This is a genomic window from Pseudomonas sp. GW822-FHT02E03, assembly GCF_058802325.1.
Genome location: NZ_JBXAOA010000077.1, coordinates 1 through 13,615, shown reverse-complemented (window position 1 = coordinate 13,615; position 13,615 = coordinate 1). Strand labels below are relative to the sequence as shown.

13 protein-coding genes and 1 pseudogene are annotated in these 13,615 nt (G+C 60.0%); 9 read left to right on the top strand and 5 right to left on the bottom strand.

Annotation, left to right across the window (positions count from 1 at the left end):
- Positions 1–274: 274 nt before the first annotated feature.
- On the top strand, positions 275–439 hold the full coding sequence (locus AC1RQB_RS27600) for a metallothionein (RefSeq protein WP_008071170.1): 165 nt from the start codon (positions 275–277) through the stop codon (positions 437–439).
- 64 nt (positions 440–503) lie between these two features.
- On the opposite strand, the gene AC1RQB_RS27595 is transcribed toward AC1RQB_RS27600, so the two are convergent.
- The 3 genes from AC1RQB_RS27595 to AC1RQB_RS27585 form a co-directional block, all read right to left on the bottom strand.
- Positions 504–731, bottom strand: coding sequence for a DUF6555 family protein (locus AC1RQB_RS27595; protein WP_008071169.1), 228 nt, complete (start codon positions 729–731; stop codon positions 504–506).
- Between the two features lie 308 nt (positions 732–1,039).
- The gene (locus AC1RQB_RS27590; protein WP_063340977.1) at positions 1,040–2,074 is read right to left on the bottom strand and encodes a purine-nucleoside phosphorylase; all 1,035 of its coding nucleotides are present in this window, start codon (positions 2,072–2,074) and stop codon (positions 1,040–1,042) included.
- 24 nt (positions 2,075–2,098) lie between these two features.
- Entirely contained in the window at positions 2,099–3,055 is a 957-nt protein-coding gene (locus tag AC1RQB_RS27585; protein ID WP_063340976.1) for a nucleoside-specific channel-forming protein Tsx, read from the bottom strand.
- 535 nt (positions 3,056–3,590) lie between these two features.
- Between AC1RQB_RS27585 and selD the strand changes: the two genes are divergently transcribed.
- Together selD and mnmH are read left to right on the top strand one after the other, a co-directional pair.
- Entirely contained in the window at positions 3,591–4,625 is a 1,035-nt protein-coding gene (gene selD / locus AC1RQB_RS27580) for a selenide, water dikinase SelD (RefSeq protein ID WP_008071166.1), read from the top strand.
- Positions 4,625–5,728 carry a tRNA 2-selenouridine(34) synthase MnmH gene (mnmH, locus tag AC1RQB_RS27575; RefSeq protein WP_063340975.1) on the top strand — a complete coding sequence of 368 codons (1,104 nt, stop codon included), beginning with the start codon at positions 4,625–4,627 and terminating at the stop codon, positions 5,726–5,728. Before selD ends, mnmH begins: the two co-directional genes overlap by 1 nt.
- Positions 5,729–5,886: 158 nt before the next feature.
- Here the strand turns inward: mnmH and AC1RQB_RS27570 are convergent, their stop codons facing one another.
- On the bottom strand, positions 5,887–6,561 hold the full coding sequence (locus AC1RQB_RS27570; RefSeq protein WP_063343862.1) for a hypothetical protein: 675 nt from the start codon (positions 6,559–6,561) through the stop codon (positions 5,887–5,889).
- A 380-nt stretch (positions 6,562–6,941) separates the two neighbouring features.
- Here AC1RQB_RS27570 and AC1RQB_RS27565 point away from each other — a divergent pair, with 380 nt between their 5' ends.
- The 4 genes and pseudogenes from AC1RQB_RS27565 (at position 6,942) to hemB (ending at position 9,722) form a co-directional block, all read left to right on the top strand.
- Positions 6,942–7,649 carry a glutathione S-transferase family protein gene (locus AC1RQB_RS27565; protein ID WP_063340974.1) on the top strand — a complete coding sequence of 236 codons (708 nt, stop codon included), beginning with the start codon at positions 6,942–6,944 and terminating at the stop codon, positions 7,647–7,649.
- Positions 7,650–7,672: 23 nt separating this feature from the next.
- Positions 7,673–8,515, top strand: coding sequence for a PhzF family phenazine biosynthesis protein (locus tag AC1RQB_RS27560; protein WP_063340973.1), 843 nt, complete (start codon positions 7,673–7,675; stop codon positions 8,513–8,515).
- Positions 8,516–8,518: 3 nt separating this feature from the next.
- Positions 8,519–8,623 (top strand): annotated as a pseudogene (locus AC1RQB_RS27555) (metal ABC transporter ATP-binding protein); the annotation flags it as partial.
- Positions 8,624–8,747: 124 nt separating this feature from the next.
- The gene (gene hemB, locus AC1RQB_RS27550) at positions 8,748–9,722 is read left to right on the top strand and encodes a porphobilinogen synthase (RefSeq protein WP_063340972.1); all 975 of its coding nucleotides are present in this window, start codon (positions 8,748–8,750) and stop codon (positions 9,720–9,722) included.
- Between the two features lie 132 nt (positions 9,723–9,854).
- Here the strand turns inward: hemB and AC1RQB_RS27545 are convergent, their stop codons facing one another.
- Positions 9,855–11,384 carry an FAD-dependent oxidoreductase gene (locus tag AC1RQB_RS27545; protein WP_063340971.1) on the bottom strand — a complete coding sequence of 510 codons (1,530 nt, stop codon included), beginning with the start codon at positions 11,382–11,384 and terminating at the stop codon, positions 9,855–9,857.
- Between the two features lie 183 nt (positions 11,385–11,567).
- On the opposite strand from AC1RQB_RS27545, the gene AC1RQB_RS27540 reads away from it, so the two are divergent.
- Together AC1RQB_RS27540 and AC1RQB_RS27535 are read left to right on the top strand one after the other, a co-directional pair.
- Positions 11,568–12,662, top strand: coding sequence for a DUF1615 domain-containing protein (locus AC1RQB_RS27540; RefSeq protein ID WP_008071153.1), 1,095 nt, complete (start codon positions 11,568–11,570; stop codon positions 12,660–12,662).
- Positions 12,663–12,907: 245 nt separating this feature from the next.
- A complete protein-coding gene (locus AC1RQB_RS27535) occupies positions 12,908–13,528 on the top strand; it encodes a glutathione S-transferase N-terminal domain-containing protein (RefSeq protein ID WP_008071152.1) in 621 nt (206 codons plus the stop codon).
- Positions 13,529–13,615: the final 87 nt, after the last annotated feature.

The following is a 13,615-nucleotide window of genomic DNA, read 5'->3' as shown; positions in this document are numbered from 1 at the left end:
CCCCCCCCCCCCCCCCCCCCCCCCCCCCCCCCCCCCCCCCCCCCCCCCCCCCCCCCCGCTCCCACAGGTTCTGCGCCTTGACTTACCTGCATTAGGGTTTCCCCCTCGCCACACGGCAGTGTTCATTCATGAGTAGCTGCATCGCGACTACCCTCAGTAGTAAGCAAACACCGTCCAAGGGTTTGTTTGAACCCGTTTGGGGAACGAGCGGTCATTTGCTTCAGGTGTCGCGCACCCGCGGCACCTTGACGACCACAACAATGGAGTCAGACTCATGATCGACAGTGAAAGTATCTGCGACTGCCCCAAATGTTCCTGCAAACTCGGCGAACATCCGATCGCGCGTCACGGCAAGCACTATTGCTGTGAAGCCTGCGCCAAACATCACGAACACGGCGAAGCATGCTCCACCAAAGGCTGCAAGTGTGCTCAACACTGACCGTTCAGCCAAAAAAGTGGAGCCGTTCAGGCTCCACTTCGGTTTGAATCTTTCTTTTTGACGCTCAACTGGCGGGTCGCCAGGTCACATTCTCGATGCCGAATTTCTCTGCCAGCGGTTTGCTGGTCTTCTGCACCCTCTCACGGCCAAAGCGCGGGATCCGGCCTACTCCGGCATCGCAACTTGCCCAGTGCCAAGCCTCTGCATTGTCCATTTTGTCCAGGCGGATAATGAAAGACTTGGGCTGGCCATGAAGGGTGTATTCAATAACGAAAAGTTTTGCGTTGTTCATAAAGCCTGTATTCCTCCCTGTAGTTATAGAGGGATCACGAGGCGCGGCGAAAATTCAGTCGAATAGTCGGACGGTGACAGTGACTGGCGACAGCCGGGCGCCTCGTGATCCTGGAGCGTTCCTGACTCCCGATGATCCTGGCGTAAGGCTACGCCGCCTGACTTGAACATGCCTGGGATGGTTGCCGTAATGCTACTAAAGTGGGAGCGGGCTTGCTCGCGAAGGCGGCTTCACATTCAACATCCACGTTGACTGTCAGTTCGCTTTCGCGAGCAAGCCCGCTCCCACATGGGTTGTGTTTTGTCAGATCAAGCTTCGGGAACACCTTTCTCCCAAACCGACCAATTCTGCAAAATCTCCTGCACCAACGGATTCCCCGTGCGGTACAGGTTCTCCAGCGCCGGCACAAACCCACCTTGATCGGCGTATTTGAGCAGGTTATCCACCTCGCTCTGGCCCGGCGCCGGCCGGTCGAAGTCGGAACCGGCGCGTACAACCGCCAGGCGCCGGACATCCACCAGCCCCTCGCGGCTGGCGCGCAGCAACGCTTCATAGGTGGAATTGTCTTCCTGCTGAGTCGTGCAATAGACCCCTTCGTTATTGGTCAGCAGTTTGGTCCAGACTTCCGCCCGCTCGCTCAACCGCGTTCCGGAAAACCAGGTATTGCCCGCCAGCGTGTCGCACTGGGTCACTACCGGCGGCTGATTGGCCGGGGCCGACGGATATTTCAAGCGCCATGCCGCCGATTCCTTGCTCTCGCTCAGCTGAACCTTGTGGCTCAGGGCGAACGCCTTGGCCTGCAACTTCGGATTGAGTTCGAACACTTCGGTCTTGTAGTCCAGCGGTGGCTTTTCGTTCGGCCCTTTGGTGTTGATGCCCAGGTAGCCGGTCGGCCAGTCTTTCGGCGCATCGCGGGAATCCAGCTCCCACTGGGTGCCAAATTCCACCAGATAGTGCGCCCACGCGGTGGTGCCGATGGTGCCGTGGTGCGGGCTGATGCCGGCAATCCCGGCGATCAGGAAGTAACTTTTGCGCAGGTCGAATTTCGGTGACAGCGCCAAAGCCAGGGTCGAGGCCGCGGCATTGGTCTGGCCCATGCCGGTGACCATCAGGCACACCTGTCGGGTGTTGCAGCGAATATTCGGGTACTCGGCGGACAGGCCCGGTACGCGCACTTCTTGCTTGAGCTCCAGGCGATCGATCCAGTTCTGCGCCTCGGGGGCGAACATGGTGATCAGCATCACTTTCGGCTGGATCGGTGCGTCACCAGCCCAGGCGGCAGAAGAGAGCAGAGTGCCGCAGGCCAGGGCCACGGAAAAGGAAAGACGCGTCATTGCATTCATAAAACCTCCTGATTCAAATGAGCCTTAAAACTGATAACCGACACCGGCGTAGTAGCCCCAGCCGTTGGAACGGGCGCGAAAGTCGCCATCGCCGAAATTCAACTCACTGCCGTCGTCCCAGTTGCCGCCGTTGTGGAAGTAACGGCCGACCAGGGTGAAACGCAAGTGGGTGAAGGCGTAGAGCAACACGTTGGTGGCCACGGTGGCGTTGGCGGTGCGGGCCGGGTTGTCTTTATGCAGGTCGGAGCCGAAGTCGAAGTTGGTGAAACCGATGTAGGTCAACGAAGCGCCATTGCTGAAACTGCTGATGGGCACAATGTATTTGAGCTGGGCGCGGTAGCCGTCCCACGAATACTCGTTGCTGGCGCCGTAGTTTTCCCACTGGTAGCGGCCGTAGAAGTTGGCTGACAGGTTGACCCGCGAATGGGTGTCGATGTCGGTGCCGAGGCCGCTGTACAGCGTGTTTGCCCGGTTGGCGCTGTTGCTGCCATGGTCGTAGATCCAGTCGAACGCCACGTACCACTCCTTGAACGGCCCGACGGCCAGGCTGCGGCCGGCCAGGTAGTCGATGGAGATCCGCGGTTCGTGCTCCATGAACACCGGCGAGCCGTGGTCCCACACGCCTTTGTCATGGCTGTTGCCGATGTCGAAGATCTTTGGAATGTCGATGTAGCCGTACAACTCGAACGGCCCCTTGCGGCCGAAGTATTCATATTCCAGGTAGATGTCGTCGGCCGGTTGCGGGCCGAAGCTGATGTCTTTGCTGCCGATGACAGTCAGGTCCTGGTTGAACCAGTCCGACAGGTAGGCGCCTTTTTTCGGCGGACTGGCTTCAGGGCTGAGGGCTTCGCCCTGGGCGGATTCTTCGGCGGTGGCCGGTTGGGCCAAAACGTGGCTGCTGAGTAGTCCTGTAACGCTGGCCAGCAGCAAGGAAACAGCAAAAGTGCGTGAGCAAGTCACGCGATTGGAGGTGCAATGCATTAAAAGTCCCTTTTCGTGCGGATCGAAAGCCCTGTGCTACGGGGTTGCGCGGTTTGGTGGCGAACAGGCCGGTATCGGCGACTCGCAAACGTTTGCACAAGGCATACCAGTTTTGTTCAATATTCTGAAAAATAGAGGGAATTGGTAGTTTTACTGTCCTTTTGGTCAAGGATTTCGGGGCGATGAGCAGAAGGAGTGGTTTTCAGGGCGAAGGGGATCTGGCGGGGATATGCACCAAAGTGGTGTCGACTGTCAGATGATTAACCCGAACTGTGGCGATAGAGATTTTGTGACAAAGGTGGCAATAGAGCTTTTGTGGCGAGGGAGCTTGCTCCCGCTGGGTTGCGCAGCAGCCCTAAAACCTTGCACGCAATGCCTCAAAATCCCTGTCCGCCAGTTTTGCGGATGCTTCGCACCCGAGCGGGAGCAAGCTCCCTCGCCACAATGGATCGTTTATTCCTGCGGGTTGTGAAGACCCCGTAGGAATGGGGTTGCTGTAGAATCCTCGGCATTGACTTCACAAGGTGCACCCCCGATGAGCGAGCCGATTCGTCTGACCCAATACAGCCATGGCGCAGGCTGTGGCTGCAAGATTTCGCCCCAGGTGCTGGAGGTGATTCTGGCCGGCAGCGGCGCACAAAACCTGGACCCGAAACTCTGGGTCGGCAACGCCTCGCGCGATGACGCGGCGGTGTATGCCATCGACGAAGAACGCGGCGTGGTCTCGACTACCGACTTCTTTATGCCGATCGTCGACGATCCCTTCGACTTCGGCCGTATCGCCGCCACCAATGCCATCAGCGATATCTACGCCATGGGTGGCGATCCGTTGATGGCGATTGCGATCCTCGGCTGGCCGGTCAATGTGCTGGCGCCGGAGATTGCCCGGGAAGTGATTCGTGGCGGGCGTTCGGTCTGCGATGAGGCGGGAATCCCGCTGGCCGGCGGCCATTCCATCGACGCGCCAGAGCCGATCTTCGGCCTGGCCGTGACCGGACTGGTGGAAAAACGCCACATGAAGCGCAACGACACCGCCACCGCCGGTTGCTTGCTGTACCTCACCAAACCCTTGGGCATCGGCATCCTCACCACGGCCGAGAAGAAGGGCAAGTTGCGCCATGCCGACATCGGCCTGGCCCGCGACTGGATGTGCACCCTGAACAAACCCGGCAGCCGTTTCGGCAAACTCGACGGTGTGACCGCGATGACTGACGTCACCGGTTTCGGCCTGCTCGGGCACTTGGTGGAAATGGCCGACGGCAGCAACGTGACTGCTCGTATCGAATATGACCGGGTGCCGCGCCTGCCGGGTGTCGAGTATTACCTCGATCAGGGCTGCGTGCCGGGCGGCACGCTGCGCAATTTCGACAGCTATGCCAGCAAACTGGGGCGGCTTCAGGAAATGCACAAGCGCGTGCTCTGCGATCCGCAGACCAGCGGTGGCCTGCTGATTGCGGTCACGCCTGAGGGCAATGAACAGTTTCTGATGGTAGCAGCCGAACTCGGTCTGGCCCTTGAGCCGATCGGCGAACTGGTTGAGCGACAGACTAACGCGGTAGAGGTGATTTGATGTCTATCGACTTCACCGATTACCGCGACATCTTCCTCAACGACCGGCCGATGATGGATACCCGCGCGCCGGTCGAATTCCTCAAGGGCTCATTCCCCGGGGTGGTCAACCTGCCGCTGATGAATGACCTCGAGCGGCAACGGATCGGCACTTGCTACAAGCAGCAAGGTCAGCAAGCGGCCATCACGCTGGGACATCAATTGGTGGCCGGCGAGATCAAGGCCGAGCGCATCCAGGCCTGGGCCGATTTTGCCCGGGCGCATCCAGATGGGTATTTGTATTGTTTTCGCGGCGGTTTGCGTTCGCAGATTGTTCAGCAATGGCTCAAGGACGAAGCAGGTATCGACTATCCGCGGGTCGGTGGCGGCTACAAGGCCATGCGCACCTTCTTGCTCGACACGCTCGATCAGGCCATTGCCCAGTGCGATTTCGTTTTGCTGGGCGGTATGACCGGCACCGGCAAGACCGAGGTGCTCACGCAATTGAGCAACGGGCTGGACCTTGAAGGCCACGCCCATCATCGCGGCTCCAGCTTCGGCAAACGCGCCACCGGCCAACCCTCCAACATCGACTTTGAAAACCGCCTGGCCGTGGATGTGCTGAAGAAGCGTGCCCGTGGTATCGAACAGTTCGTGCTGGAAGACGAGAGCCGCATGGTCGGCAGTTGCGCCTTGCCGTTGCCGCTGTATCAGGGCATGCAGCAATTTCCGATGGTCTGGCTGGAAGACAGCCTGGAAGGGCGTGTCGAACGGATCCTGCGTGATTACGTGGTGGACTTGTGCGCCGAGTTCATCGAAGTGTATGGCGATGAAGGCTTCGCGCTGTTTTCCGAGCGTTTGCTGGCGAGCCTGAACAATGTCCAGAAAAGGCTGGGCGGCGAACGTCATCAGCGGATGTTGACCTTGATGGAAGACGCGCTGGCAGAACAGGCGAACAGCGGTGCGGTGGATATGCACCGGGGGTGGATCGAAGGGTTGCTGCGCGAGTATTACGACCCGATGTATGCGTTTCAGCGGGAGAAAAAGGGGACGCGGATCGAGTTTGTCGGGGAGCGAGGGGCTGTCATTGAGTATCTGCGGGAGCGTGGCAAACAGCTGCTTTGAATGTTGTTTTTGCCGGCCTCATCGCGGGCAAGCCCGCTCCCACCAGGGGCAGCGTCGATCACAAATCTGTGTTCCACCACAGACCACTGTGGGAGCGGGCTTGCCCGCGATGAGGCCGTGACAGGCACTATAAAACTCGAAGCCACCACGATCACAGCTTACGTCGGACAGGTCTCCTGACCGTTATCCAGACCTTGCTTGTAGCTGTGGCTCTTCAGGCTGGCCTTGCCGTTGTGCCAGGTCAGTGTGAGCACGTACAGCGAGTCGTAGTCGCTGGATGCCCAATCATCGGTGATGTTCTGTTTCTTGCCGACGGCTTCCCCGGCGACCTTGTTGATCAGCTCGGGCAGGTACCCGTGGGACCAGGCCGTATAAATGACCGAGTTGTGATACTTGTCGTGCAGCAGTTCATCCGCCAGGTCGCTGGTGTCGTTGGCCGAGAAGTTGATGTTCACCGGCAAACCGAGCTTGATCGCGCTGGGACTGATGGTCATCAGGGGGCGGATGTAACTGTAGGAGTTATCAAATTCGCCTTCCTCGACATTGCGTGTCGGGTTAGCGGCGAACACGTAGTTGGCCTTGCCGAATTTTTCCGGCAACAAGGTGGCCAGGTCGATGGCGCGATTCAACCCCTGACAATTGAGCTGACCCAGTCCGCCGGCGGGTTTTTCCGCGTGGCGCAAGAAGACCAGCGTCTGGGTGCCGTCCGCCGGTTGGGCGCGGCTTTCACTGGACTCAAGCGACAAAAACAACGCGCTGACCGCCAGCAGGGAGGGCAGGAAGATATAGGCGCGATGTTTGAAGCGGTGGGCGAATTTCAATGGATTCATCATCGAATAGGTCATCTTCAGCGTATTCGGTTAAGGCTGACAAACCTTGACACCGCGAGCTCCCAGCATCGGGTGTTTTCCATGTCGTTGACCCGGTCCGTTTCCTACAGGGCAATGCTCAGAGTCCTCTGAAGCCCTTTGGTTCGATCCGAACGAGGTGCCCGGCACTTTAGCGGCAACCTTTAATGGATTGGGGGAAAGGTTATCGACAGGATGTTGCGGATTTATGGACACGGCACACACCTTACTCCTTGTAGGAGCTGCCGAAGGCTGCGATCTGTTGATCTTTCTCTCCGGCGCCCCCCTGAGGACGCCAAAAGATCGCAGCCTTCGGCAGCGCCTACATTATGATCTTCACTCCGTTTTTCCCGTGGATGCCCCTTATGACCGATTTGTCTGCATTCCCCATCACTCGAAAATGGCCGGCGCAATACCCGGAGTGGATCCAGCTCTATTCCTTGCCAACGCCCAATGGCGTCAAGGTTTCGATCATGCTCGAAGAGATCGGGCTGCCCTACGAGCCGCATCGTGTGGGCTTCGACACCAACGATCAGCTGTCCCCCGAATTTCTTTCACTGAACCCCAACAACAAGATCCCGGCGATCCTCGACCCCCACGGTCCGGGGGACCAACCGCTGGCGCTGTTCGAGTCCGGGGCAATTCTGATTTACCTCGCCGACAAGAGCGGGCAACTGCTGGCGCAGGAATCGGCGGCGCGTTACGAGGCCCTTCAGTGGCTGATGTTTCAGATGGGCGGTATCGGGCCGATGTTCGGCCAGCTCGGTTTTTTCAACAAATTCGCCGGCAAGGACTACGAAGACAAGCGCCCTCGCGATCGCTACGTCGACGAAAGCAAGCGCTTGCTCAGCGTTCTTGAGGGCCGTTTGCAAGGACGTGACTGGATCATGGGCGAGCGTTACACCATCGCCGACATCGCGACCTTTCCGTGGGTGCGCAACCTGATCGGCTTCTATGAGGCCGGCGACCTGGTCGGCATTCAGAATTTCCCCAACGTCACCCGCGTGCTGGAACGTTTCCTGGCACGGCCTGCGGTGATTCGCGGGCTGGAAATCCCCAAGCAAGCCCTTTGAACCCCTCATCACCAAGGCAGGCAATGAGCTCATTCGATTTCAAGCAAGTAGATGTCTTCAGCCGCGTCGCGCTCAAGGGCAACCCGTTGGCGGTGGTGCTCGGTGCAGACCGGCTCAGCGATGAGCGCATGGCGGCGTTCGCGTCCTGGACCAACCTCAGTGAAACCACTTTCGTGCTCGAACCCCGGGACCCTCGGGCCGACTATCGAGTACGCATCTTCACCACGCTTCAGGAGTTGCCGTTCGCCGGTCACCCGACGCTCGGTACCTGTCATGCCTGGCTCGAGGCCGGTGGGGTGCCCAAGGGCGAGGAGATCATTCAGGAGTGCGGCGTCGGCCTGGTGCGGGTGCGTCGACAGGGGGCGGAGCTGGCGTTTCTCGCGCCACCGCTGCTCAGGTCCGGCCCGGTGGACACCGAACTGGTCGAGCGCGTACGGCGGGGCCTCGGCTTGGCGCCGGGCGCGATTGTGCGGGCGCAATGGGTCGACAACGGTGCCGGCTGGCTGGCGGTGATGGTCGAGGATCGTCAGCAGGTACTGGACTTGCAGCCGGATCATTCGCAGATGCTGGGCCTCGCCGTGGGTGTCATCGCACCGTGGTGCGTCGAGCGCGATGGCGCTGAGGCGCAGTTCGAAGTGCGTGCGTTCATCTCCGGCGACGGCATGCCAGAAGACCCAGCCACCGGCAGCTTGAACGCCGGGATTGCCCAATGGTTGTTCAGCGAAGGGCTGGCGCCGGCGTCTTATGTCGTCAGCCAGGGCCTGACCATGGGCCGCGGCGGGCGGATTCAGGTCGAGCAGGTGGGGGGTGAGATCTGGATTGGCGGCGCAGTGGTGACGTGTATTACAGGAATACTGGCGATTTAACCTGTGGGAGCGAGCTTGCTCGCGAAAGCGGTGGGGCAGTCGACATCAATATTGAATGATAGGCCGCCTTCGCGAGCAAGCCCGCTCCCACAGGGTTCTGTGCTGGATGCGGGGATTGTTGCCGCCTCGGTAACGCAGTCTTGAGCGATCGAGGTTTGTGCCCCGCGCCTTGCAGGGCATAAGCTTCGCTCCCTATGACTTTTGTCTCATCCGCCGTTTTTCAGGAAGACCCATGCCCAGTCAGTTCCCCGAAGCACGTCCACGCCGTCTGCGCCGCAATGCGAGCCTGCGCAGCCTGTTCCAGGAAACCGAGTTCAGCTTGAATGATCTGGTGCTGCCGATTTTCGTCGAGGAAGAAATCGACGATTTCGTGCCGATCAAGAGCATGCCCGGGGTGATGCGCATTCCCGAGTCGAAGCTGGCTGGGGAGATCGAGCGTTATGCCCGTGCCGGAATCAAGTCGGTGATGACGTTTGGCGTGTCCCATCATCTGGACAGCAATGGCAGCGATACCTGGAACGACAATGGTCTGGTATCGCGCATGTCACGCATCGCCAAGGACGCCGTGCCGGAAATGATCGTGATGTCCGACACCTGTTTCTGCGAGTACACCGACCACGGCCACTGCGGCGTGCTGCACCACCACGAAGTCGACAACGACCAGACCCTGATCAACCTCGGCAAACAAGCCGTAGCCGCTGCCCGCGCTGGCGCCGATGTGATCGCTCCGTCGGCGGCCATGGACGGGCAGGTCCAGGCCATTCGCCGGGCGCTTGATGCAGCGGGTTTCAGCCAGACCGCGATCATGGCCTATTCGACCAAATTCGCCTCGGCGCTTTATGGCCCGTTCCGCGAGGCCGGCGGCAGTGCGCTGAAGGGCGACCGCAAAAGCTATCAGATGAACCCGATGAACCGCCGCGAAGCCGTGCGTGAATCGCTGATGGACGAGCAGGAAGGCGCTGACGCGCTGATGGTCAAACCGGCCGGCGCGTACCTGGACATCATCCGCGACATTCGCGAAGCATCGCGTTTACCGCTGTCGGCGTATCAGGTGAGTGGCGAGTACGCGATGATCAAATTTGCCGCGCAGGCTGGGGCAATCGATGAAGACCGAGTGGTGCGTGAGAGCCTGGGGGCGATCAAACGTGCCGGAGCGGATTTGATCTTCACCTACTTCGCGATGGACCTGGCCCTGGCCGGGATCTAACTGTCTTGAATGATCGTTCCCACGCTCTGCGTGGGAATGCCTCCTGTGACGCTCCGCGTCACGCTTGTTGGGACGCGGAGCGTCCTTGGCTGCATTCCCACGCAGAGCGTGGGAACGATCATCAAAAGATCTTCAGCCGAAGAACGGCCGAATCCCGTGATCCCGGAAATACCGCTCGATCACCTTCGGATCGGCGCTGTAGTCGGCAATCGCCACATAGGTATCCGGCCGCAGCAGGTAAAACCCGTTGCGCGCCAGCCCCGCCGTTTCAAACGCCGGCCGCCAGTCGAACACCTGCAACGGCAGGTGATGCTCGGTGCACCAGGCAATCATTTCGTCGCTGGTGTCGCCATACACATGCACCTGCCAGGTCGGGTCCTTCAGCGATTCGAAATTGTCCCCTTCACCGTCGTGGGCCCAAGGCAGGCGATCACCGCCGTGAACATGGCCAGCAACACCTTCGCTCAACGGCATGCCGCGATAGTTGAGGGTGGTCTGCGACACCGTGCGAAACAGGAATTCCCGGGCCGCCTCAAACGAGATCATTTTCGGGATCAAAAAGGGTGCCACGCGAATACGCACCAAGTCGGCTATTGGCCCATCGGCCGTAACGAAACTGAAGACCCGGTCGGTGGTGGCCACCAGTCGCCGGGCAAAGGCGATGCGTTCGGTTTCATAACTGTCGAGCAGTTTGGTCGTGGCTCCACCGCTTAAGACCGTTGCGAGTTTCCAGGCCAGATTGATCGCATCGCCAATTCCGGTATTCATGCCCTGGCCACCCGCCGGGCTGTGGACATGGGCGGCGTCACCCAACAGAAACGCGCGCCCGGTGCGAAAGTGATCCGCAACCCGGTGATGCACGCGGTAAGTCGAGAACCAGTTCACCTGATCGATCTTCAGCTTTAAATTCTCGATGGCCCGGCGACTGACGTCTTCAAACTGGAGGGTTTCGGCACGGTCGGCGCGTTCGTCGCGAACCGTGCCGATCAGTCGGGCGCGACCTTCGTCGGACAAGGGAAAAACGGCGAGGAAGTCGGCTTCGTCGAGATCTACATGCAGTTCACCATTGAATGTGGGGCCGCGAGCCTGCACATCCGCCACGTAAAAAATCTGCTGGTAAGTGCCACCCGGAAAACCGGTGTCCAGCGTCTTGCGCACAATCGACCGGGCGCCATCGCAGCCTGCGAGGTAACAGGCCTGACAGGTTTCCTGCTGGCCATCGGGCAAGCGCAGCCGGGCGGTGATGCCGTCGCCGGTTTCCTCGAAGCTTTGCAGTTCGGTATCGCGCTCCACTGTAATACCGAAGGCCTCCAGGCGTTCGATCAGCAGGCGTTCGTGCTCGTCTTGCGGATAGATTTCCAGAAACGCGTAGGGCGTCAGACCCTCGCCGATGGTGCTCAGCGGCAGGCGTGCGACGGGTTCGCCCTTGACCCAGAAATTCGCTGCGGCCACTTTATGGCCGTTTTGCACAACGGCGTCGCTGAGGTCGAGCTGGCTATACAGTTCAAGCGTTCGCGCCTGTACCGCCAGCGCACGTGAAGTGGTGCCGGGTGTCGACGTCTTGTCGATAATCCGTACCCGAATCCCCAGTTTGCTCAACCACAGCGCCAGTACCAGCCCGGTAGGGCCGGCACCGATGATCAGCACGTCGCTACGGTTCATGAGCCTGTCCTCCGCAGTATGTGGATCAAGTATGGTTCAGCCCGAATGCACTGGCCTCCCGGCTGCCCAACGGAAAACCACCCCTACAGCGCAGGGGAACAGTCCGCGACTGCCACAGTCATAGCCTGCGCCATGCCATTGATCGTATGGTTAACCCGGCTCAACGGATTTTGATGGAGCACCATGCAAGCTAATCGATTGATCATGAGCGTCGCGGCACTGTTGGTCCTGGCCGGTTGCGGTACCCAGCGTACTCAGGAGCCGCCGGCCCGCAAGCCTGCCGAGGTCAAGGCAGAGATCATGCGTCTGCTCCCGGCCAAGACAGCCGACCGCCAGGGCTGGGCCACGGACATTTACGCGGCATTTGCCGCGCAAAAGATTTCACCGACCACGCAAAACCTGTGTTCGGTACTCGCGGTCACTGAGCAGGAATCGACGTTTCAGGCTGATCCGCGGGTGCCGGGCCTGGGCAAGATTGCCCGGGACGAAATCGACCGTCGCGCCGCCAAGGCTCACATCCCTGGCCTGCTGGTGAGCGGTGCCTTACAGGTCAGTTCACCCAATGGTAAAAGTTACAGCGACCGGCTGAATGCTGCGCGCAGTGAAAGAGAACTCAGCGCGATTTTCGATGATTTCATCGGCATGGTACCAATGGGGCGGACGTTGTTCGATGGTTTCAACCCGGTGCATACCGGCGGGCCGATGCAAGTCAGCATCGATTTTGCGGAGCAGCAGGCGCGGGCTTATCCCTATCCGGTGGACGGCTCGATTCGCCGCGAAGTGTTTACGCGTCGCGGTGGCCTGTATTTCGGTATTGCCCACTTGCTCGGTTATCCAGTGAGCTACGAGCAGCCGCTGTATCGCTTTGCCGATTTCAACGCCGGTTGGTACGCCAGCCGCAATGCGGCGTTTCAGAACGCGGTAAGCCGCGCGACCGGCATCCCGCTGGCGCTGGATGGCGATCTGGTGCGTTATGGCTCGATCATGCCGGGCACCACGGAATTGGCGGTGCGTACCCTCGGCAAGCAATTGGACATGCGTAATCCGTCCATTCGGGATCAATTGGAGGAGGGTAAAAGTCTCGAATTCGAGGACACCAGGCTCTATCGACGCGTCTTCGCCCTGGCCGAACAGGCCGAAGGCCGGCCATTACCTCGGGCGGTATTGCCGGGAATCGTTCTGCAAAGCCCAAAAATCACCCGCAAACTCACCACGGCATGGTTCGCCAAGCGGGTCGATGAGCGTTATCAGCGCTGTATGAAGCGCGCAGGGATGTGAACGAGCCAGACTGAGAAACCCGGCTGGGGAGGCTAATGCCGGTCAGTTAAGACGCAGAACCTGTGGGAGCGGGCTTGCCCGCGAAGGCGGTGTTACAGACCACATTGATATCGACTGACACACCGCTTTCGCGAGCAAGCCCGTTCCCATAGGGATTGCGCTTACTGACTGGTATTGTTGATGAGGTATTCGAGCGCAATCTTCGGCAACTGCTACAAAGAGAGAGTCGCAGAGGAGATTTAGTCATGTACCAGCTCTACGGGCATCAGAATTCGGGTGCGGCCGCCATCGAAGCCGCGCTGGAACTGTGCGAGGTCGCTTATCGCTTCATCGATGTTTCTGCGTCCCCGGAGGCGTTTCAGGCGCTGGAGAAGCTCAACCCGCTCAAGCAGGTTCCCACCCTGCTGCTGCCCGATGGCGGCGTTCTCACCGAGAGTGCGGCCATTCTTATTCATCTGGGCCTCACGTTCCCGGAGTCGAACCTGTTGCCGGAAAACCCGATCAAGCGTGATCAGGTGATTCATGGCCTGGTGTATATCGTCAACAATTGCTACGCGGCCATTGGCATCATCGATTACCCCGAGCGCTGGCTGGCCAAGGTTGATGAGTCAGCCCGGCAAAACCTCATGGCCGGTGCCCGCCAGCGGCTGCATTGGAGTTGGGAGGTGTTTGCCGATCAGTTCGCCGGCAAGTTGTACCTGGGCGATGGAAAACCGGGTGCGCTGGATATTCTGGCGGCGGTGGTGACGCGGTGGGCGGGCACCCGGGAACACTTGCGTGTTGCGCGGCCGGGGTTCTTCGCCTGGCTCGAACGCTTCGACCGCCACCCGGCATTGGCGCCGGTCTTCACTCGGCATTGGCCGTAAGAACACCGCCAACCAAAATGTGGGAGCGGGGGGGGGGGGGGGGGGGGGGGGGGGGGGGGGGGGGGGGGGGGGGGGGGGGGGGGGGGG

Coding starts and splice junctions, on each gene's coding strand:
- AC1RQB_RS27595 (WP_008071169.1), bottom strand. CDS start 731: ATGAACAACGCAAAACTTTTCGTTATTGAATACACCCTTCATGGCCAG.
- AC1RQB_RS27535 (WP_008071152.1), top strand. CDS start 12,908: ATGTACCAGCTCTACGGGCATCAGAATTCGGGTGCGGCCGCCATCGAA.
- mnmH (WP_063340975.1), top strand. CDS start 4,625: ATGTCTATCGACTTCACCGATTACCGCGACATCTTCCTCAACGACCGG.
- AC1RQB_RS27600 (WP_008071170.1), top strand. CDS start 275: ATGATCGACAGTGAAAGTATCTGCGACTGCCCCAAATGTTCCTGCAAA.
- AC1RQB_RS27570 (WP_063343862.1), bottom strand. CDS start 6,561: ATGATGAATCCATTGAAATTCGCCCACCGCTTCAAACATCGCGCCTAT.
- AC1RQB_RS27560 (WP_063340973.1), top strand. CDS start 7,673: ATGAGCTCATTCGATTTCAAGCAAGTAGATGTCTTCAGCCGCGTCGCG.
- hemB (WP_063340972.1), top strand. CDS start 8,748: ATGCCCAGTCAGTTCCCCGAAGCACGTCCACGCCGTCTGCGCCGCAAT.
- selD (WP_008071166.1), top strand. CDS start 3,591: ATGAGCGAGCCGATTCGTCTGACCCAATACAGCCATGGCGCAGGCTGT.
- AC1RQB_RS27590 (WP_063340977.1), bottom strand. CDS start 2,074: ATGAATGCAATGACGCGTCTTTCCTTTTCCGTGGCCCTGGCCTGCGGC.
- AC1RQB_RS27565 (WP_063340974.1), top strand. CDS start 6,942: ATGACCGATTTGTCTGCATTCCCCATCACTCGAAAATGGCCGGCGCAA.
- AC1RQB_RS27585 (WP_063340976.1), bottom strand. CDS start 3,055: ATGCATTGCACCTCCAATCGCGTGACTTGCTCACGCACTTTTGCTGTT.
- AC1RQB_RS27540 (WP_008071153.1), top strand. CDS start 11,568: ATGCAAGCTAATCGATTGATCATGAGCGTCGCGGCACTGTTGGTCCTG.
- AC1RQB_RS27545 (WP_063340971.1), bottom strand. CDS start 11,384: ATGAACCGTAGCGACGTGCTGATCATCGGTGCCGGCCCTACCGGGCTG.